The sequence below is a fragment of the Nostoc sp. CALU 546 genome (genome assembly GCF_048836525.1).
Window position 1 is genome coordinate 38,759 of record NZ_JAWJTF010000043.1, and the last position, 20,182, is coordinate 58,940.

Below are 20,182 nucleotides of genomic sequence, written 5' to 3' on the forward strand. Positions count from 1 at the left end.
TCATATTATATTTTTTGAAGCAAGCATAACAGCTGTACAAGCTACAGAACATTTGTTGAGAGAACCTGTATTACATCCACAGGAGAATGGCTATATGCAAAAATTAATATAACTTTCTGAGATAATCAACGAATGACTTGGGCATCTGGACAAAAGTTACACCGCGATCGGTATGAAATTAAACAAGATTTAAGACAGGAAAACTTCGCTATTACTTATCTTGCGGAGAATCAGGATGGCAAGAATGTTGTAATTAAAACATTGGATTCCAATTTACTTAATCCATTTAAATAGGCGATGCACTAGGGCGTATACTTGCCAAACACAAAAACCGCAATCGACATTAGATAATATATAAATCAATACCCAGTTTTTGAACCTTGTAAACACAGGGCCAATAATGACTACTAAGGAACAAATTAATCAAGAACTAGAAAAATTACCTGAACCCTTATTACAGGAAATTTTAGACTTTGTGCAATTTTTGCAAGCCAAATATCAAACAAACAGCATATCTTCAGATAGCCAATCTGCTCAGATGCTTACAACAGAGCATACCTTAACAGGTTCTACTGCTGAAGATTTATTAGAATTTGTGGGCAGTTGGGAAGGTTCAGATATTAGAGAATGCCTGCAACTAGTTCATGACAGTCGGATACCTCTAGAATTTTAATTATGTATCTCTTGGATACTAATCACTGTTCCTTCTTGATGGAAGGTGTGCCTAGCGTTGTAAATCACTTGCGATCGCTTGGTCAGGTACAATTAGCAACCAGTGTTATTGTTGCTGGTGAGTTGCACTTTATGGCACAAAACTCACATCAAAAAGCTGCTAATTTAATAAAAATTAATGCATTTCTCAAACGAATTAACCTATACGGGATCGACAAGGAAACAACAGAAATCTACGGTGACTTTAAATCAGAAATTATCAAACAATTCGGCCCAAAAGAAAAAAATAAACGTAAAACAACCAAACTAAATACCATAGGCATTAGTGAAAATGACCTCTGGATAGCTGCTACAGTTTTACGTCATTCATTGACTCTTGTTTCATCTGATAGCGACTTTGAGCGAATGCGACAAGTAAGAGAAATTTATTGGGAAAGTTGGGTGTAAATTAAACAGGTTAAAAAAACAGCTAATTTACACCTACTCAATTAATTCAAAAACTTCTCCACACATCTCACAAATATTTCCACACCCATTCCCAACGCCGTACTTGTAGAAAATATTTCCCATACCCCATTCCCCATTCCTATCCCCTCTATCGAAACCACCAGCTTCCCCTATTGTTGTAGAACTGAAACCGTCCAAAGCCAAGAAATTGACCATGAGATTTTTCACCTACAGGAAATGCTGTGACACCCAATAAGTAGACACCAGAAAAGCTGGGATTACTCACAGGGCGGAGGGCGATTGTAATTGTCTGTCCCGGAATCACAGGCGGGTCAAAGTTTACAATAACCGTGCGTGTCTTGCGCTCGTTTGTGACTGGGCCTAGTTTCAGTTGGGTTTCTTTGCGATTGGGTGTTCCGACAAATGCGCGGGTATCATTAAGGTCATAGCGGATGTTTTCTGCTCCCTCTTTTTGTGCGATCGTTACTTTTTGGAGGGATTCTCCAGCATTCTCCGGCACATTGATGGTGAAATAGTAAGTTGCGCCCCAAACGTTCACATCTTTGTAAGTAGTTGTCGCATCAACAAGTTTCGGCGGTTGGACAAAATAGACTATGCCATCTCTGAGTTGCACAGCTTGAGTCACCGGAACCGAAACTGCTCCAATGCCTATTGCTAACGAGAGTGTTATTCCAAACAAAGTTGCAACGCGCATGATTCAGATATAAAAAAGCACTTATTTCGATTCTAGTTCTTTAGGAATAAGTGACTTGGGAATAATAGAAGCTTGTTTTTCCCCAAACGAAGGTTTTGTGTACCACCAAGCCCAAGCAATTAAAACAGCTTGGAAGGGAAGTCTAACTACGTGTACCCAAGGTGAGTTTGGTATATGTTCTAGCTGAATATGATTAACCGCCATGTTGATATTGGCTGGGAAAACCGCAATAAAAAGAGCAATCAGTCCCCAAGCAGCAGCTTGACTTACAGGCGGGACTAATAACCCAATACCACCCAAAATTTCATAAAAGCCACTGAGATAAACTAATCCTAAAGGATAAGGAAGTTGCGGTGGCATAATTTTGACGTATGGTTCTGGAATCACAAAATGTGTCACTCCAACCACAATGATGGATATGGCAAGGACAACACGTAAGATTTCTTTATACTTCTTCATTAGAATTCTCCAAGAAAACCTGCCCTTTGAGGACGGGGAGGGAATGCACAAAAAGCGCTAAAGGGCATTGTCATTATCTAGACAAGCTGACGCTGGTTTTAAATTTACCAAATGCTGGCGATAGCTGCGCCAACGAGACGCTGCGCGAACGACAACGCGCTATCTTGAAAAATGAACTTTCAAGTATGCGAAACTGATGAAAGGCAAGCAAGTTTTACTCACAGGTGGTACTGGTGGACTAGGTTTAGGTGTGATACCAGTGATTCTCGCCCAAGGTGCAGAGGTGACAATTCCTTATCGGAATATCAAAGATGTTGAACGCCTCAAGAGCATTCTTTCACCTACTGATTTTGCCAGACTTTCCTTTGTCCCCTCTAATCTGGAGGAAGAAGCTTCGGTAGAAAATCTCATCAACCACATAGGACGGGTGGATGTGTTAATTCATTTAGTGGGTGGCTTTTCGATGGGGAAAACTCATGAATATAGTTTTTCCAGTTGGAAACACGAATTAGATATCAACTTAAATACTACTTTCTTGACTTGCAAATATAGCCTGAAAAAAATGTTGGAACATGGCTATGGACGTATTGTCACAGTAGGTTCTAAAGCAGCTGTGGAACCTGCTGGGCAATTTGCAGCATATTCTGCTGCTAAAGCTGGTGTGGTAGCTTTGACACAAGCGATCGCAGATGAAACTAAAGGTACTAATATCACCGCTAATGTTGTCCTTCCCAGCGTCATTGATACCCCCAACAACCGTAAAGCAATGGGTGCAGAAAATGCTGACAAATGGGTTAAACCTGAATCTTTGGCGCAAATAATTTGTTTTTTAGGTTCAGAAGCAGCTAAAGATATTCGAGGTGCAGCAATTCCTGTCTACGGCAATATTTAGTTGATTCCAATAGTCTTTGTTGAAAATGTTACCGACAGGCTTATTTTAAAGCAAAAGTTAGCAAGGCAAAGAGAAGATGACAACTTATTTGTTGATTGGAAAAAAGGGATGAAAGGGGAGTGGGAAATGGTGCATCTTAAAATTCCCTACTCCCTACTCCCTACTCCCTATTCCCTATTCCCTATTCCCTATTCCCCTAATGAGAATTTGGAATCAGCCGGCCACAGGGATAAGTCGCTGTTTGCTGTGAAGCACTTTCAGCAACCGCTGCTGGAACTTTATCCGATGGTTGAGTTTTGGCTGCTAGATAGTCTTTTTGCAGTTTCGCTAAAATGGCTTCTCGCCTGTCGTACACACGCTTCAGGGGACGAGGCTGGCATTTATTTAACACATACGCTGTTACCAGTGGTAGAGCGATCGTGCTATCGGTATAACAAACTATTGTGTTAGGTAACTCATCTGGGTCAATCTTACCCCAACTGACAGCTTCCGATGGGGTTGCTCCAGATAAACCGCCTGTATCTGGACGCGCATCGGTAAATTGTATAAAGTAATCGTGTCCTCGTTCTTCTAATCCTAAGACCTCGTGAAGTTGCGGTTGAGTTTGTAGCAAAAAATTCTTAGGGCTACCGCCACCGAGAATTACAGCCGCACTTTTACCTCCTGATTCACGGGCATTATATGCGATCGCTGCTGTCTCATTCACATCAATTGATGGATCTATCACCAATTGCGAACCTTCTAATGCTAAAGCCGCTACGTTCATCCCAATGGAACTATCTCCTGGAGAAGACGTATAAATCGGTACGCCATATTCATAAGCTGTAGCTAACAAGCAAGAATTCTGCACACCCAATTGCTTTTCTACTTCTCGGACATATTTACCTAGTAAATGGTGAAACTCAGCCGTTCCCATCCGCTTCTGAAACGCTTCTCCTTGCAGAATTTTGCGAATGAACGCATCAGTTTCTAGCAGCACATCGTAACCAAAGATAATGTCATAAATGCGGATCGTGCCTTCTTGACGCAGTTTCACATCATCCAAAAACGGATTACCAGCAAAGAGTTCAAAACCCAATCCGTAGTGCATATCGTGGTAAAGATTTGCACCAGTACTAATCATCCAGTCAATAAAGCCGTTGCGAATTAAGGGTGCAAGCGCTGAAACCCCGAATCCTGCTGGTGTCATCGCACCGGAAAGGCTAACTCCCACCGTGACGCCTTCCGTTAGCACATCACGACTCAGTAGTTGGCAGATTTCCCGCAACCGCGCTGAGTTGTAAGCGGTGAAGTATTGATCAATCAAATCCACCACATTGATATCATTTGATATAGGTGTGGGTGCGATTTTTTGACCCAGATGTTTAGACATTTTGGCACTCCCGAACAGTAAACACGCCCGAATCTAATGTTATCTAGCTTTCAGCCAAAGTGACAGCAATACTTTTTGATCACTAACTTGAAAAAGCAAGTGGGGAGTAGGAAAAGAAAGCTTTTTCAGCCCTTTTAGGATTTTCCTCTTCAAGCTGAATTGTTGCTTCAGGTAGAGCTTGGCTTTGCTCTCATGGAGTATTTGGAACTTGATGATGAGCCAGTCACCGCACCTTGGGCAATTTTGAGTGGAATGCCTTTGAGACATCCACGCTTACAGAGTTTGAATGAGATGGAACGTCGAGCGATCGCTAACACTCGCCAAATTGTTCCATTTTCAGCCCGTTTCGCCTGGTTAGGCGCATTGCGTTCTTTAAGTTCAGGAGATTAGAGATGGCGTTATTTCTACCATTTCCCTGAATAATTACGAATTTTTATCATTATTAATAGCGATGAAGGTCTTGATTAATTAGCCAACTGCTGCTGTTTTAAAGGTATGATAATGACAAATGTTGTACCCTGATATGGAGATGAAATACATTCAAGGGTTCCATAATGATTTTTAGTCACAATTTGATAACTAATTGACATTCCCATTCCTGTACCTTTACCAATTGGTTTTGTAGTAAAGAAGGGATCAAAAATACGTTGTTTTATGTTTTCTGGCATACCCAGACCATTGTCGGAAATTTTAATTGCAATCTGATTGTGATTAATTATTTCTGTGCGAATCTGAATCACGCTAGGAAGTTGTCGGATCTGCTGTTTAGTGCGTTGCTCATCTCGTTCTTCTAAGGCATCAATAGCATTAGTTAAAATATTCATAAACACTTGATTAAGTTGACCTGCATAACACTCAATTAGAGGTAAATTTCCATACTCCTTAACAATTTTAATCCCTAGACAATTAGGTTTTGTTTTGAGGCGATTTTCTAAAATTAATAATGTACTATCAATTCCTTCATGAATATCAACTGCTTTATATTCAGCTTCATCTAGGCGAGAAAAATTTCGTAGAGAAAGGACAATTTCTCGAATACGCTCTGCTCCTATTTTTATTGAAGATAGAAGCTTCAGTAAATCTGCCATCAAAAAATCTAGGTCGATAGCCGCAATTTGTGATTGAATAACAGGAACAGGAGAAGGATAGTATTCTTGATATAAATTAATCAAATTTAGTAAGTTTTGAATGTAATCATGAGCAGGTGCAATATTGCCATATATGAAGTTAACTGGATTATTGATTTCGTGAGCTACACCTGCTACTAGTTGTCCCAAAGAAGACATTTTTTCACTTTGGAGCATTTGGGTTTGAGTGCGTTGTAATTCAAAGAGTGCTAACTCTAGTTGTTGAGTTTGTTGTCTGAGCTGCATTTCTGATTGTCGCAGTGCTTCTTCGGCACTTTTGCGATTGTCTGATTCAATGACCAGTCGCACGAAGTCAGTAATTGAGCCAATAAAACTTTCTTCTTCTAGTGTCCACTGACGCTGAGTTGCCAAATGTTCACAACAAACTACACCAATCACCTGCCCTTTAGACCAAATCCTGGCATCAAGCATCGAGGTAATTCCCAGTGGGGTCGTATAACTTGCAGAAAACTCCCAAGTACGAGGATCATTATGAACATCAGAAACTGCAATTACTTGTTCTTCCTTTAAAGCTTGAAAATACCTGGGGAAGTCGCAGAAAGATAATTCAAAACCATGACTGTGGCAATTATTCTCACGTTCATATAAGTCAATACATTGAATCCCTAGACCTTTTTCTGTGTATAACCAAACACTTACACGTTCGACATCAAGACCTAAACTAGCCACTTCCGTTACATATTGGATGGCAATTTGAAAATCATCATGTTGTAGTTTTTCACTTTGCACAAGTTGCTGTAGAGCATTGCTATGCCTGCGAAAGCGTTTCTCTGTTTCTTGGCGTTCATGAATTTCCTGTTCCAACTTATTCACTGTCTGACATAGTAAAGCAGTTTCAATTTTATTTTTGGAACCAATAAACCGAATTGAACCCACTAAAAATGAATTACCAACTTCATCAGAAAATAAGCTCTTTTTCGTAGAAATTATCCGAGTTTCACCTTGGTAATCTGTGATTAATTGCTCATGTTCATCACTCAAGCCTGTGGTGAATATTTGTTCATCTCTCTCCCAAAAAGCATCGGCTTCTGTTTTACAGAAGAAATCATAATCGGACTTACCAATTAGTTCTGCACGTTCATATCCCATGAACTGGCACAAGGCATCATTAACAAACATCCAACTGTGTTGCCTGTCTTTGACAAATATCGGATCTGTAATGCTGTTAAAAAGACTCCACAGAAAAGCCTGAGAAGATTGTTGCGGAACAATGTCGAAAAATACCATCTTGCTTAATCCTGCAAGGTACTGACTTTCTTCTGAGCTACTTATCCCTGATTTGGGATAAGTAGCTCAGAAGATTGCCTAAGTTCTTCCTTAGTATGCCCAAAATGCCGTTTAATTTCCTGTTGCCTATTAACTGCCTACGCAAATCAGTTCAAAAATCAAAGTATATTCCTATATTTTACTCAGTAATGAAATGACTAGCGTTTACATTTGATGCCATAATTCCAGTTAACAAACCAATACTTAGGTTACCAGAAATAACCTTAATTAAGGTATCATTGCCGCTCTGAGTAATAGATAAACCTGAATAGGTTAAACCACCTGATAAAAAAATCAAATCTTCACTGATATTGAAGTCTTTGATTATATCTCTACCTTCATTTTTAGCAAGCACAAAGATATCACTACCTGCACCTCCTGTAAGATTATCAGTACCCAAACCGCCGTAAAGTTTATCGTTTCCTAGCCCGCCAACAATCACATCATTACTAGCAAAACCAAAAATAAGATCGTCTGAGCTAGTTCCCTGCAAGGGGTTATCAGCCTTAGATGTACCAGTGATAATGCTATTAATTTGGTTGCCACTTTTAATGTTAACAACATCAATATCATCAGGATTGATAATGTTGTTATATTTGGTATCACTACTAACTGCTTTGGCAGTAATAATTTGGTAAATAGTGTTGTCATCTGCAACACCATCATCAACACCTGTAACCGTGATTATTTGGGGCGTATTCCAGTTAGCTGCGGTAAAGGTAACGCTAGAGACTGAAACAGTACCTTCATTCACATTGGAACTACTAAAACTTAAGGTGACATCAGCAGTGGGTTGGCTATCGAGTTGAATACTGAAGTTAGCTGTGCCACCAGCTTCGGTAGTTACTAGCCCATTTATAGGAGAGATAGTAACACCCGCTGTATCGTTGTCAGAAATAGTACCAGTAGCTTGGCTATCACTAATGGTGGCGTTGGTGGGGTTTGTGAGATTGATAAAAAAGCGCTCACTGCTAGTTGGTTCGTCAACGAAATCGTCGAGAATCGGTATCGTGATTGTTTGAGTAGTAACTCCAGGGTTGAAAGTGAGGGTTCCGGTGAGTGGAGTGTAATCAATGCCAGCGATCGCAGTATCATTACTAGTGTTGTAATCGACTGTGATTATGTCAGTACTTGCGTTGGAGAGTTGGACAGTAAAAGAGAAGTTACCAATGCTTTCGCTACCACTTTTATTTGCGATGGAGATAGTGGGTGGATTGTCATCGTTAACTATGGTAACTGAAGCTGGATTGGTAACAGGAGTTAACTGATTCGGATGACTCAGTGTCAGATTAATGGTTTCATCAACTTCAGTGACCTTATCACCCAAAACATTAAATGTAATAGCCTTTGTTGTTTCCCCAGCAGCAAAAATTACAGTTCCAGATACACCGCTTGTCACACCCGCAACCTTAATGGTGTTGTAATCACTGCCAAAAGTTGCCGTGCCATCCAAGGCATAATTTATGGTACTGGCAACAGCAGTATCGCCACTGCGAGTCACTGTGAAAGTAACAGTTTGGCTACCACTATTACCTTCAGTCACAGTTGGAGTAGTAGTTGAAATGGTGTAATTGAGATTTGTCGGAGGAACAAAATTAGTGCCTCCAATGTGATTTAATGGTTGACTAGCAAAGTTTCCAGGTGAAGTGTTAGCAGCATTACCTAATGAAAAATTTGGTGCTGTGCCAGTGATTAGACTTGCTACCCAATCCGAAGCTGTTGAACCTGTAGTGTCACCTGAACGCCCTACATATCCTGCTGTAAATGACGTGTCAACAACTGTGGCATTCGTTGGAACTGAACCGACAGAACCTTTTCTAAATACAATCGAGCCATATGCTTTGTCTGTAGTTCCCCCATCTAAAACCGAAACTGAATCCAGCACAGTCCAATTTGAGTAAGTAGCACCATCAGCAATACCATCGTCATTCGAGTCAATATCATTGCTAAGGTTAGGTGCAGTAGTAGTTTGAATCAAAAAGAAATTAACAGACGTATTTTCGATGTCATTTGCATTCGCCTGACCAATATGACCGAGTGAACTTGAGGCCCCGCTTCCCCATCCGGCTCCAGTTCCAGCATTAGTTACTACATTTGCACCAGAGTTAACTGTATAACTATTGCCTTTTTGCAGAAGAACTAGCAACCCATTGCTACCAAACTGCTTACCAGACAAATCAAAAATATCTTGAACATTGCCGGGGTTAGAGGAGCCAGAATCACCCTCAACAGCAACGAAATAAGTTCCAGGTGCTAGAATCGCACCCGGAGTACCACGCAGTTCGATATATTCTTTCGAGGTATCTGTACTTGGAGGATCAAACAGAATTTCGTTGATAAGTATCGGTTGGGGGGGGACAGGTTCATAAGTTTCATCCTCAGCAGATACCAGCGAAACGTTTTTAGATTCGCTGTTTGCCACTGCCAAGTCAGATTTACCATCCTTGTTGAAATCGCCTACAGTGAGAGAATAGGGTTTTGTCCCCACGACAAAGTTCGTGGCAATTCCAAACCCACCATTGCCATCTCCCAGCAGCACTGAAACCGTGTCTGAGCCTGCATTTGCCACTGCTAGGTCAGAGTTACCGTCATTATCGAAGTCAATCACTGTAACAGATGCAGGATTTAACCCCACATCAAAGTTAGTAGCAATTCCAAAGCCGCCAGCACCATTACCCAAGAGTATTGAGACATTGTTAGAGTCCGAATTTGCCACCGCCAAATCCAATTTGTTGTCTTTATTGAAATCGCCTACAACTACAGAATTAGGATTTGTTCCCACATCAAATTGAGTGGCTGAGTTAAAAGTGCCGTCACCGTTTCCCAACAATATTGAGACGTTATTGAAGTAAGAACTCGTCACCGCTAGGTCAGATTTTCCATCCCCGTTGAAGTCGCTTACTGTGACGAAACTAGGACGACTGGGAACTTTAAAGTTTTTGGCAGTTCCAAAACCACCAGTACCATTTCCCAACAGCACTGAAATATTTTGGGAAGCGTTGTTTACCGTTACTATGTCAGATTTTCCATCTTTGTTGAAGTCGCCCACTGCAATAGATATGGGTGCTGAGGCTGACTCCAAAGCAAAATTCACAGCATTCTGAAAGCTGCCATCACCCTTGCCAAGCAGCACCGAAATGTTATTTGACAGATTGTTTGCCGTTACCAAATCCAATTTCCCATCTTTGTTGAAGTCGGCTACAGCAACAGAAGAAGGACTTAAGCCATTGAACCCGACCACACTAAAATTGCTAGCAGACTTAAAAGTGCCATTACCATTTCCCAAAAGTACCGAAACGCTTTGAGAGGACTTGTTTGCCGTTACCAAATCGGTATTACCGTCTTTGTCAAAGTCGCCAACAACAATAGAGTAGGGTCTTAATCCCACATTAAAGGTGTTAGGTATAATTGAAATACTAGCAATTTCCGTATCACTACTGTAAGCTGTTGTACCTCCACCAACGCCGGGGACTACGTTAGTAGCACCACTTATGTTGCCGTCTGAAGTATCCCAAGCGCGAAAAGCGAATTCTGCTGTGCCCTTGTAGCCAGAGTTGGGGACAAAACGAATTTTTCCTGTATCTCTGAGCAATGTAGCAGAACTATCGGATACAACGAAATTAATCCAGTTGCCACCGTCATTTGTCGAGTATTGCCAAGTACCGTTGGTATTATCTACACCAATGACGGCAATTCCTTCTACTGCACCTGTGTCAGGATCGGTAATGGGGTTGTCACCTGCGCCTGTAGCAAGGATGGCGGAAATTAAAGTGCCTGAGTTATTGATGTCAGTTACGTCTTGAGCAATGGCAGCCAGTCTGGGATTACCGGTGTTGTTCAGTGTTGGCGCTGTGTTGGAGGCTAAAATTGAGTCGTAAGCCATCACAACCTTTGATGCCAAGGCTAAATCTGACTCAATTTCTCCAATGTTCACTTCTAAATCCCAGTCGCCTCCCAATTCGGCATTACCTGTAATGTCATCAGAGGCAGCCACATCTGCGCCTGTGATTTGGCTCAAAAGCTGCACAAAAGTTTGATCAAAAGATGCCACGTTGCAACCGTAAAGCAGAATGTCGGCATCCTCAGTTAAATAATTTTTCCACTGTTGCAACTGATTTGTATAGGAGTTCAAATTGTTGACATTGAGTAAGGTTGCCCCTAATTGCAAACTTCCGCTACTGCCGTGGGAGATAATTTGAACTGATTGGTATTTGCCACCCTGCAAAGCTTGAGTGATTTGTTCTACTCCATCCCTAGCGGAGTCAAGGATTACTATACTAGTGCCTGGTTTGATGCCAGCAATCAAGCTTTCGTAGTCGATAACTGCTTGATCAATAAAAATAATATTTTGATTTGACATTTGTAATTCCTCAGTAAAATTAATTTGCGTTTTAGAAGTTTTATTTTCTGACAGTTGCACTCTGATTATTAGACCCGCCTTGAAAATACGGAGTAGGGAGCAGATATCAGTCATACAGCGCTGAATATCCGCTTCCATAGCTAAATTGAATCGGTAGTTATAACGTTTGTTTTGAGATCAAAAAACAATATGATAAGTAAGTACAAAAATACGCTAAAAATACTATATTTTCTACTGTATTATTACTGCGATCGCTCAAATATCTTGAAAATTAAATTTTAGAGTTTAGTGATAAACTAAAATACTTTTAATTTCCATATCTAAATTAGTCAACGTCTTGTAGGATAAACTTTTTAGCAGTCAAATTCCTACAGTTAAAATTTTTAAAAGCTAATTATGTAATTTTCTTAATATAAAAAATTGATAAAGCCGATTGATTTAGCTCAATCGGCTAAAGTTGCTGTATTGGTGTCTGGCTGTACTAGTAAGTAATGAAATTGCTAGTGTTTAAAGTTGATGCCGTAATTCCAGTTAACAAAGCAAGACTTTCGTTATTGGCAGTAACCTTAATTAAGGTATCGTTGCCGCTTTGAGTAATAGACAAACCTGAGTAGAGCAAACCACCTGATAAGGCAATCAAATCTTCACTAATGTTGAAGTCTTTGATAGTATCTCTACCTTCGCCTTTGGCAAGGACAAAAATATCATTACCTGCACTTCCTGTAAGATTATCAGCACCCAAACCGCCGTAAAGTTGATCGTTTCCTTCTCCACCAACAATTACATCATTACCAGCAAAGCCAAAAATCAGATCGTCTGAGCTAGTTCCCTGCAACGGGTTATCAGCTTTGGATGTACCAGTGATAATGCTATTAATTTGATTGCCATTTTTAATGTTGACGACATCAATATCGATAAGGTTGAGATTGTTATAATTGGCATCACCACTAACTGCTGCGCTAGTAATGATTTGGTAAGCAATATTGTCATCTGCAACACCATCATCAATACCTGTAACGGTGATGATTTGGGGCGTATTCCAGTTAGCTGCGGTAAATGTCACGCTAGAAACTGAAACAGTACCTTCATTCACCTTGGAACTACTCAAATTGAAGGCGACATCAGCAGTGGGTTGGCTAGTGAGTTGGATATTGAAGTTAGCAGTACCACCAGCTTCGGTAGTTACTAGTCCGATGGCAGGAGAGATGCTAAAACCTGCCGTATCGTCGTTAGTAATCTTACCAAGAGCTTGATTATCGCCAATACTGGCATTGGTGGGGTTGGTGAGATTGACAAAAAACTGCTCAGTTGATTCGTCAATGAAATCATCGAGAATCGGTATCGTGATTGTTTGAGTGGTAATTCCAGGGTTGAAAGTGATGGTTCCTGTGAGTGGGGTGTAATCAACGCCAGCGATCGCAGTATCATTACTAGTGTTGTAATCAACTGTAATTACGTCACTGCTGGCACTGGAGAGTTTAACGGTAAAAACAAGATTGCCACTATCTTCCTTGCCGCTTTTATCTGCGATGGAGATAGTGGGTTGGGTGTCATCATTAATTATGGTGATTGTAGCTGGTGCGATCGCAACTGTTTGGTTAGGATAACTCAGGTTAAGATTAATGGTTTCGTCAGCCTCAGTGACCTTATCGCCTGCAACGTTTAATGTGATAGCCTTTGTTGTTTCCCCGGCGGCGAATTTTATAATCCCAGATGAACTACCTGTGACACCTGCAACCTTAATACTTTTGTAATCACTGTTAAAAGTTGCCGTGCCATCCAAAACATAATTTACGCTAGTAGCAACACCAGTATCACCACTACGAGTAACAGTGAAAGTCACCGTTTTGCTACCACTATTACCTTCAGTCACAGTTTGACTAGCAGGTGAAATGGCGTAATCTACATTAGCCGTAGGAGCAAAATTAGTATCCCCAATGTGATTTAACGCTTGACTGGCAAAGCTTCCAGGTGATGTGTTAGTAACAGTACCTAATGTCAAATTCGGCGCTGTGCCAGTAACTACACTTGCTACCCAATCCGAGGCTGTTGAACCTGTGGTATCACCTGAACGCCCTACATATCCTGCTGTAAATGAGGTGTTAACAACTGTGGCATTCGTTGGAACTGAACCACCAGAACCTTTTTTAAATACAATCGAGCCGTATGCTTTGTCTGTGGTTCCCCCATCTAAAACGGAAACGGAATCCAACACAGTCCAATTTGAGTAAGTATCACCATCAGCAATACCATCGTTATCCAAGTCAATATCATTGCTTAAGGTAGGTGCAGTATTAGTTTGAATCAGAAAAAAGCTAACAGACCCACTTTCGATGTCGGTTGTTCCACCAGTGTGACCGATTGAACTTGAGGTTCCGTTGCCCCATCCGCCTCCACTGCCGGTATTAGTTATTACATTTGCACCAGGCTTGGCTACATAAGTACTGCCTTTTTGCAGAAGAACTAGCAACCCAGTAGTACCAAACTGCTTACCAGACAAATCAAAAATATCTTGAACATTACCAGGATTAGTACCAGAATCACCCTCAATGCCAACTAAATAAGTTCCAGCTGCTAGAGTCGCAGCGAAAGTGCCACGCAGTTCGATATATTCTTTCGGGTTATCTGTACTTGGAGGGTCAAACAGAATTTCGTTGATGAGTGTTGGTTTAGAGAAATCATCATTAATGATGTCTACTTGAACTGAACTGGTGGTAATTGTGGAACTTGCAGGCGCAGATGTGAGATTAGGATTACTTAGAGTAACAATAATGTTTTCATCAAGTTCAACTGTATAGTCACCCAAAACATCGAGTGTAATTGTCTTTGTTGTTTCCCCAACTCCAAAGTTTAAAGTCCCCGATGAAGCAGTTCCTCCATTTGTAACTTGAATATTGTTATAGTCACTCTCTAAAATTGCTGTACCACTCAAGGCATAATCTACCGTACTCGCCACGCCAATACCACCACTGCGGGTGATGGTAAAGGTAGCAGATTGAGTACCGCTATTACCTTCAGTTAAAGGTGGGGTGGTGGTGGAAATTGCGTATTCAATGGAATCGTTAGCAGCAATATTCAGAGTAGTTTCAGTGATTGTTCCTGGAATAGCCCCCGTCAGTGTGCCGAAATTGAGCACAACCGTTTCGGCATTTTCAGGTAAATCATCTGGTTGAATGGTGAAAGTTACTAGTTGGGTTAAATTTGAACCTGCTGCCCCAGCACTAAAAGTAAGACTAGCGGGTGAAAATGTGTAATCGTTGCCACTAGTAGCGGTGCTACTGTTGTTGATAACAATGGGAACTGTGACATCAATGTTGGGAATAGCGTCTAAAGTAACGGCAATAGTTACCTCAGTAGCAGTACTACCTTCTGTAGTGTTGTAGATAGCAGCACCAAAGTCAACTTTTGGGGGTACAGTAGTATTGTCTAGCACTGAAACGTTATTGGAGCTTGAGTTAGCCACTACTAAGTCCAAGTCGTTGTCTTTGTCAAAGTCCCCTGCTGCTACGGAATTGGGAGTGCTTCCCACGCCAAAATTGCTGGCAGTTCCAAAGCTACCAGCCCCATTGCCCAACAGCACTGAAATGTTGTTGGATAAATAGTTAGTCACAGCTAAATCAGATTTGCTGTCTTTGTCGAAGTCACCCACTATCAAGGAAATGGGATTGTCTCCCACGCTAAAATTGCTGGCAGTCCCAAAGGTACCACTGCCATTACCCAACAGAACTGAAACGTTGTTGGAGCCATAATTAGCTGTGGCTAAGTCAAGGTTACCATCTTTGTTGAAGTCTCCCACTACCACAGAATTGGGAGTGCTTCCCACGTCAAAATTGGTGGCAGCCCCAAAGCTACCATTGCCATTACCCAACACAACTGAAATGTTGTTGGAGCCATAATTAGCTGTGGCTAAGTCAAGGTTACCATCTTTGTTAAAGTCTCCAACTGTCAAGGAAATGGGACTGGTTGATGCGTTAAATGTGATAGCAATATCAAAACCACCACTACCATTACCCAATAACACTGAAACTTTGTTAGAGCCAAAGTTAGCTACCACTAAGTCAGAGTTGCCGTCTTTGTTGAAGTCTTCTACTGCCAAATAACGGGGAGAGCTTTCCACGTTAAAGTTGCTGGCAACCCCAAAACTACCACTGCCATTGCCTAAAAGCAGTGAAACGCTGTTGGAGCTAGAGTTAGCTGTGGCTAAATCAAGGTTACCATCTTTGTTGAAATCTCCCACTGTCACGGAATTAGGACTGTTTCCGACGCCAAAGTTGGCAGCAGCCTCAAAACCACCACTGCCATTGCCTAACAGCACTGAAACGTTGTTGGAGTCAAAGTTAGCCACAGCTAAGTCAAGGTTACCATCTTCGTCGAAGTCACCCACTGTCACAGAAGAGGGATTGGTTCCAACGCCAAAGTTGCTGGCAGTTGCAAACGATAAGGGTAAAATTGAGCGGTAAGCCTTCATTGTCTCTGGTGTCAAGGCTAAATCTGACTCAATTTCGCCAACCTTGACTTCTAAATCCCAGTCACCCCCCAATTCGGAATTCCCTGTGATGTCATTAGAGGCAGCCACATCTGCGCCTGTGATTTCGCTCAAATGTTGCACAAAAGTTTGATCAAAAGATGCCACATTGCAACCATAAAGCAGAATGTCGGCATCATCAGTTAAATAATTTCTCCACTGCTGCAATTGATTGGTGTAGGAGTTCAAATTGTTGACATTGAGTAAAGTTGCCCCTAATTGCAAACTTCCGCTACTGCCGTGGGAAATAATTTGAACTGATTGGTAGTTCCCACCATGCAAAGCTTGAGTGATTTGTTCTACTCCATCTTGATTTGAGTCAAGGATTACTACACTAGTATCTGGTTGGATGCCAGCAATCAAGCTTTCATAGTTGATAACTGCTTGATCGATAAAGACAATATTTTGATTTGGCATTTGTAATTCCTCAATAAAATTGTTTTGGTATTTAGAAGTTGTTTTTTCTTGGATTTACACGATGATTTTTGTTAGTAAGTAAAATTTAGCAACTCAAAGATTATGAATAAATGAAAACAGTACTAAACAGGAAGCGAATGCTTAAACATACGCTTCTATACCTCAATTCAATCGGTAATTGAAACCTCTTTTTATTGAGTGAAAATAGAAAAGTTAATTTGAGAACTTAGTAATCAAAAACTACGCAAGCCATTACAAAACTATGCTAAAAATATCATAGCTGCTATAGTATTATTACTTAATTAACTAAGCTCGGCTTTATCTAATTACGCGGCATAAACGGCAATGTCCCGCAAACGTTCAAACAAAGGGCGGGGTAATTTTACCATCTCAAAGGATTCATGGGACATTGAAAAAGTGCTAGCCCACAAAAATCGCCGCACTAAAGCCAGTGCATCTGAAAATGTTGGCAAATATTTGGAGTACCAAATAGTTTGTCGAACTTGCAACTGAAAATCATTTTGTAAATGGTATAGGAATCCGCTTTGATTTATGAACGAATTTGCGTAGACAGGCAATAGGCAATAGGCAATAGGCAGCAGGCAACAGTCAAGAAGGCTTCTTAGTTGTACTGAGTTTTTTCAGAAATCAAATATGAGTCCTATATGCCAATTTGGCTGGTTATTAGCGATCGCTTCCACTTCTTTCAAACAAAATCTTGACTTGTTCTTTTAAAATTTTCAAAATTTTGAGTTCAGAACCTCGAAGTTGAGCCTTTTAACCTGAACGTTAAGCTTTTTAACTAATGACCAATGACAAATGACCAATGATCAATGACAAATTAAGTAATATTCATAGCTTGCAATACAGGGAAAGGGCTTTTTAGAGGATAGTAAACAACGCTCAGAGTGTCGGGGATTAGTTGCAAACACTGTAGTGAAGTGTCCAAGAGGTGAGTCAGCATATTTTCGATGATGGAGGGACAAGCAACTACTAATCCGGTTGTGGGACGGCTTAAATCTATTTCATTTGATGGCACTACGGCGCGTTTAGATAACAGGTTTTGCTGCCAGATGGCGGGAAAATCTTGGCGCAGTACTTGAAGTTGCACGGTTTTTGGATGATATTTAAGCAGTTGTTCGGCGTTTTGTTGAGAACTATCCAAATCACTGCTAAGACTAAAATCTATTGGTACTGTCTGAAGGCGTTCAGCTAGTTGATGAATTAAATGTGGCGCTGTGCCTGTAACTGGTACTAGAAGTAGACGCAGACCTTGTTTACCGTTTTTCAGCTTGGGGATGACTTCACTTAAATGGGTGGTAATATTCATTGCCTCCAGTTTCCCTTGCTGTTCACCAGGTGTAGGAAAATTCAGGATGCTAATACCGCAGTTTGATTGCTGGAGGACATGGTATTGCTCAGATTTCATCGCGATCGCAGTACTAATTAATGACCGAATTGTGCCACTGTGACTGACAATTAAAATAGTCTTACCAACATGGCGCGGTAAAATTTCCTGCCAGAATTGCTGGGCGCGATCGTACAAATCTAGTACCGGGAAGCATTGCCCCACAGATGTTGCAACTGCTACGCCACCTCTTCTTAACTCCCTTTCTGGCTGCGCTTCTGCCATCTGAAACTCATGGGGTCGCTCGTTCCAGCAGCGATAATCTGCCGCAAAGTGTTCTTGTACGTATTTGTATGTCAGCCCTTGCCATTTGGGGATATCGATTTCTTTGAGATGGGAAGATGTGAAGATTCTCTTTTTCTCTTCTACTTCCATCCCTTCGAGAATTTCAACTGTAGTTTCCTGGACTCGCCGGAGAGGACTTGTATAAATTGCATCTAATTCCGTTCCTCTCAGAGCAACACCAGTTTGGTAAGCATCGCTGCGTCCCTTTTCAGTCAACACTGAATCATCGCAACTTCCTTGATAACGCTTTTGGGCATTGTAAGTACTCTGAGCGTGACGTACTAAAATTACGCGGGTTGAGTCAATTTTGGATTTTAGATTTTGGATTTTGGATTGGGGATTTTCCTTGTCTCTCAGTCCCCAATCATTTTTCAACTGCATATACATCATCCTCCTGAGAATTTACCGCAGATTTCAATGCATACATTGCGCTGTAATGTTCACCTAAGCGCAACAATTCTTTGTGTGTACCTTGCTCTAAAATCTGTCCGTCTTCGATGTAGAGAATTAAATCGGCTTGTTCAACGGCTCTAAGATTATGAGAAACTACAAAAGTGGTGCATTTTTGTGTCAAACGATCCATTGCTTCATTGACAGCGTGTTCGTTTTCGTTGTCTAAGCCAGTGGTCGGCTCATCCAAAATTACAATCGCAGCTTGACGAATAGCAGCACGAGCAATGGAAATTCTTTGCCGTTGTCCTCCCGAAAGTGTCGCCCCTCTTTCACCCAAAATAGTCTCGTAGCCTTCGGGTAGCGCCATGATAAAATCGTGGGCATTTGCCAGACGCGCAGCTTGTTCAATTGCTTGGTCTGAAGCCCCTAAAAAACCGTAGGCAATATTATCTTTGATACTTGCAGCAAATAAAACGCTCTCTTGTAATACCACACTAATTTGTTGACGGATAGATTGCACCTTGTATTCGCGCAGGTCGTGACCATCAACTAATATTCGCCCTTCTAATGGGTCATAAAGTCGCAACAGCAAACTTACTAAGGTGGATTTTCCGCCACCAGACGGCCCCACTAAAGCAACGTGTTGACCAGGTTGCACTTCAAAGTTGATGTTGTGTAAAATTCTTTTGGTCGGTTCGTAGGCAAAGGTAACATTTTCAAAACGCACGCCTCCCAACAAAGGCGGTGCATCCATTGCTCCCCGCGAATCGCGGATTTCGGGTACTGTATCCAGCACATCCAAGATGCGCTCGCCGGAAGCGGTAGCTTTAGCGATTTGCCCGGTGTATTTGGCAAGTTGTCGCATCGGCTTAAAAGCAATCCTGAGATAGTTGACAAATACGAGCAAATCCCCTGGTGTGATTGCCTTTGCCAATACTAGCTGCACACCTCGCCATAAAACTAAAGCTGTGGCAATGCCTACTAGTAGTTCCACCATGCGTTCTAAACCGGCTGCGAGTTTTTGCGCTTTGGCACTTTCCTTTAAGCTTTGGCGATTATGACCGGAAAAGTTACTCTCCAGCATATTTTGCAGAGAGAGGGCTTGAACAACTTTGATTGCGCCGATGGATTCCGCCGCCGTTGCAGCCATTGCACCTTCCCGTTGACGTTGCGATCGCACTACTTGCCGAATGCGTTTTGTCAAGCGCGTGGTGAAGAAAATAAATAAGGGAAACACGGCGACGGCAATCAGCGCTAGTTCCCAATGTAGCCAGAACATGACACAAATCATCCCCACTAAGGTGAGGGAATGGGCAATTAGGGGTAATACTGCCATCACCGTCACCTCCCGCAGTCGTTCAATATCGGAGGTAACGCGAGTAATTAAATCGCCGGTTTTAGCTTTGTGGTGAAATGATAAAGATAGATTTTGGAGATGACTGTAAAGGTCAGAACGAATCTCAGTTAATACATTACTAGCTGCCAGCGCCATGCCCACCACACTGAAGTAAGCAGCAGTAGCGCGAAGTAAAGCGATCGCAACTAACCCTAACGTCAAGCCTGTTAATAGGGCAAACGAGCTAAGTCCTGAAAGTAGAGGAATACCCAAAGACTGAGGCTGAAAGCCAGCTACAAGGATGTAGTCAAAAATGAACTTTAGCGGCCAGGGTTCCAGCAGGTGCAAGAAAATCTCAGCCATCAGTGCCACAAAAGAGACAATTAGTAGCGCCTTTTGTTTGCTCAACTGAGGCGAAAACCGTTGCAAAATCCTTACAATTCCTGGTAACGCAGCCCTTAGACTTTTAGGATCTCTAGCCGCCATT

At 41.6% G+C, this 20,182-nt stretch carries 13 protein-coding genes and 1 pseudogene; 5 read left to right on the plus strand and 9 right to left on the minus strand.

Annotated elements, in window-relative coordinates:
- Positions 1-132 precede the first annotated feature (132 nt).
- The 3 genes from RRG12_RS21025 (at position 133) to RRG12_RS21035 (ending at position 1,119) form a co-directional block, all read left to right on the plus strand.
- Entirely contained in the window at positions 133-294 is a 162-nt protein-coding gene (locus RRG12_RS21025; RefSeq protein ID WP_420760600.1) for a hypothetical protein, read from the plus strand.
- A 106-nt stretch (positions 295-400) separates the two neighbouring features.
- Positions 401-673 (plus strand): DUF2281 domain-containing protein, encoded by a 273-nt coding sequence (locus tag RRG12_RS21030; protein WP_420760601.1) that lies wholly within the window; start codon positions 401-403, stop codon positions 671-673.
- Between the two features lie 2 nt (positions 674-675).
- Positions 676-1,119: a type II toxin-antitoxin system VapC family toxin gene (locus RRG12_RS21035; RefSeq protein WP_420760602.1), complete on the plus strand. Its 444-nt coding sequence runs from the start codon at positions 676-678 to the stop codon at positions 1,117-1,119.
- Between the two features lie 148 nt (positions 1,120-1,267).
- Here RRG12_RS21035 and RRG12_RS21040 read toward each other — a convergent pair whose 3' ends face one another.
- Positions 1,268-1,834 carry a DUF2808 domain-containing protein gene (locus RRG12_RS21040; RefSeq protein ID WP_420760603.1) on the minus strand — a complete coding sequence of 189 codons (567 nt, stop codon included), beginning with the start codon at positions 1,832-1,834 and terminating at the stop codon, positions 1,268-1,270.
- Between the two features lie 21 nt (positions 1,835-1,855).
- Entirely contained in the window at positions 1,856-2,293 is a 438-nt protein-coding gene (locus RRG12_RS21045) for a DoxX family protein (protein WP_420760604.1), read from the minus strand.
- Positions 2,294-2,489: 196 nt separating this feature from the next.
- On the opposite strand from RRG12_RS21045, the gene fabG reads away from it, so the two are divergent.
- Positions 2,490-3,185, plus strand: coding sequence for a 3-oxoacyl-ACP reductase FabG (fabG, locus tag RRG12_RS21050; RefSeq protein ID WP_420760605.1), 696 nt, complete (start codon positions 2,490-2,492; stop codon positions 3,183-3,185).
- A gap of 196 nt (positions 3,186-3,381) precedes the next feature.
- Here fabG and RRG12_RS21055 read toward each other — a convergent pair whose 3' ends face one another.
- Positions 3,382-4,557, minus strand: coding sequence for a homospermidine biosynthesis protein (locus RRG12_RS21055; protein ID WP_069070170.1), 1,176 nt, complete (start codon positions 4,555-4,557; stop codon positions 3,382-3,384).
- Positions 4,558-4,713: 156 nt separating this feature from the next.
- Here RRG12_RS21055 and RRG12_RS21060 point away from each other — a divergent pair.
- A pseudogene (locus RRG12_RS21060) lies at positions 4,714-4,947 on the plus strand (hypothetical protein); the annotation flags it as partial.
- Positions 4,948-5,021: 74 nt separating this feature from the next.
- Here the strand turns inward: RRG12_RS21060 and RRG12_RS21065 are convergent.
- From RRG12_RS21065 to RRG12_RS21090, 6 genes are all read right to left on the minus strand, one after another.
- Positions 5,022-6,932 carry an ATP-binding protein gene (locus RRG12_RS21065; protein ID WP_420760606.1) on the minus strand — a complete coding sequence of 637 codons (1,911 nt, stop codon included), beginning with the start codon at positions 6,930-6,932 and terminating at the stop codon, positions 5,022-5,024.
- Positions 6,933-7,110: 178 nt separating this feature from the next.
- Positions 7,111-11,331: an FG-GAP-like repeat-containing protein gene (locus tag RRG12_RS21070; RefSeq protein WP_420760607.1), complete on the minus strand. Its 4,221-nt coding sequence runs from the start codon at positions 11,329-11,331 to the stop codon at positions 7,111-7,113.
- A gap of 481 nt (positions 11,332-11,812) precedes the next feature.
- Positions 11,813-16,273 (minus strand): DUF4347 domain-containing protein, encoded by a 4,461-nt coding sequence (locus RRG12_RS21075; protein WP_420760608.1) that lies wholly within the window; start codon positions 16,271-16,273, stop codon positions 11,813-11,815.
- Positions 16,274-16,599: 326 nt separating this feature from the next.
- Positions 16,600-16,746, minus strand: a complete 147-nt coding sequence (locus RRG12_RS21080; RefSeq protein ID WP_420760609.1) for a hypothetical protein — start codon at positions 16,744-16,746, stop codon at positions 16,600-16,602.
- Positions 16,747-17,114: 368 nt separating this feature from the next.
- A complete protein-coding gene (locus RRG12_RS21085) occupies positions 17,115-18,347 on the minus strand; it encodes a histidine phosphatase family protein (RefSeq protein ID WP_420760610.1) in 1,233 nt (410 codons plus the stop codon).
- Complete coding sequence (locus tag RRG12_RS21090; protein ID WP_420760611.1) at positions 18,331-20,181, minus strand: ABC transporter ATP-binding protein; 1,851 nt, start codon at positions 20,179-20,181, stop codon at positions 18,331-18,333. The genes RRG12_RS21085 and RRG12_RS21090 overlap by 17 nt, the downstream gene beginning before the upstream one ends.
- Between the last annotated feature and the right edge of the window lies 1 nt (position 20,182).

Coding starts and splice junctions, on each gene's coding strand:
- RRG12_RS21040 (WP_420760603.1), bottom strand. CDS start 1,834: ATGCGCGTTGCAACTTTGTTTGGAATAACACTCTCGTTAGCAATAGGC.
- RRG12_RS21055 (WP_069070170.1), bottom strand. CDS start 4,557: ATGTCTAAACATCTGGGTCAAAAAATCGCACCCACACCTATATCAAAT.
- RRG12_RS21075 (WP_420760608.1), bottom strand. CDS start 16,273: ATGCCAAATCAAAATATTGTCTTTATCGATCAAGCAGTTATCAACTAT.
- RRG12_RS21085 (WP_420760610.1), bottom strand. CDS start 18,347: ATGCAGTTGAAAAATGATTGGGGACTGAGAGACAAGGAAAATCCCCAA.
- RRG12_RS21070 (WP_420760607.1), bottom strand. CDS start 11,331: ATGTCAAATCAAAATATTATTTTTATTGATCAAGCAGTTATCGACTAC.
- RRG12_RS21025 (WP_420760600.1), top strand. CDS start 133: ATGACTTGGGCATCTGGACAAAAGTTACACCGCGATCGGTATGAAATT.
- RRG12_RS21030 (WP_420760601.1), top strand. CDS start 401: ATGACTACTAAGGAACAAATTAATCAAGAACTAGAAAAATTACCTGAA.
- fabG (WP_420760605.1), top strand. CDS start 2,490: ATGAAAGGCAAGCAAGTTTTACTCACAGGTGGTACTGGTGGACTAGGT.
- RRG12_RS21065 (WP_420760606.1), bottom strand. CDS start 6,932: ATGGTATTTTTCGACATTGTTCCGCAACAATCTTCTCAGGCTTTTCTG.
- RRG12_RS21090 (WP_420760611.1), bottom strand. CDS start 20,181: ATGGCGGCTAGAGATCCTAAAAGTCTAAGGGCTGCGTTACCAGGAATT.
- RRG12_RS21045 (WP_420760604.1), bottom strand. CDS start 2,293: ATGAAGAAGTATAAAGAAATCTTACGTGTTGTCCTTGCCATATCCATC.
- RRG12_RS21035 (WP_420760602.1), top strand. CDS start 676: ATGTATCTCTTGGATACTAATCACTGTTCCTTCTTGATGGAAGGTGTG.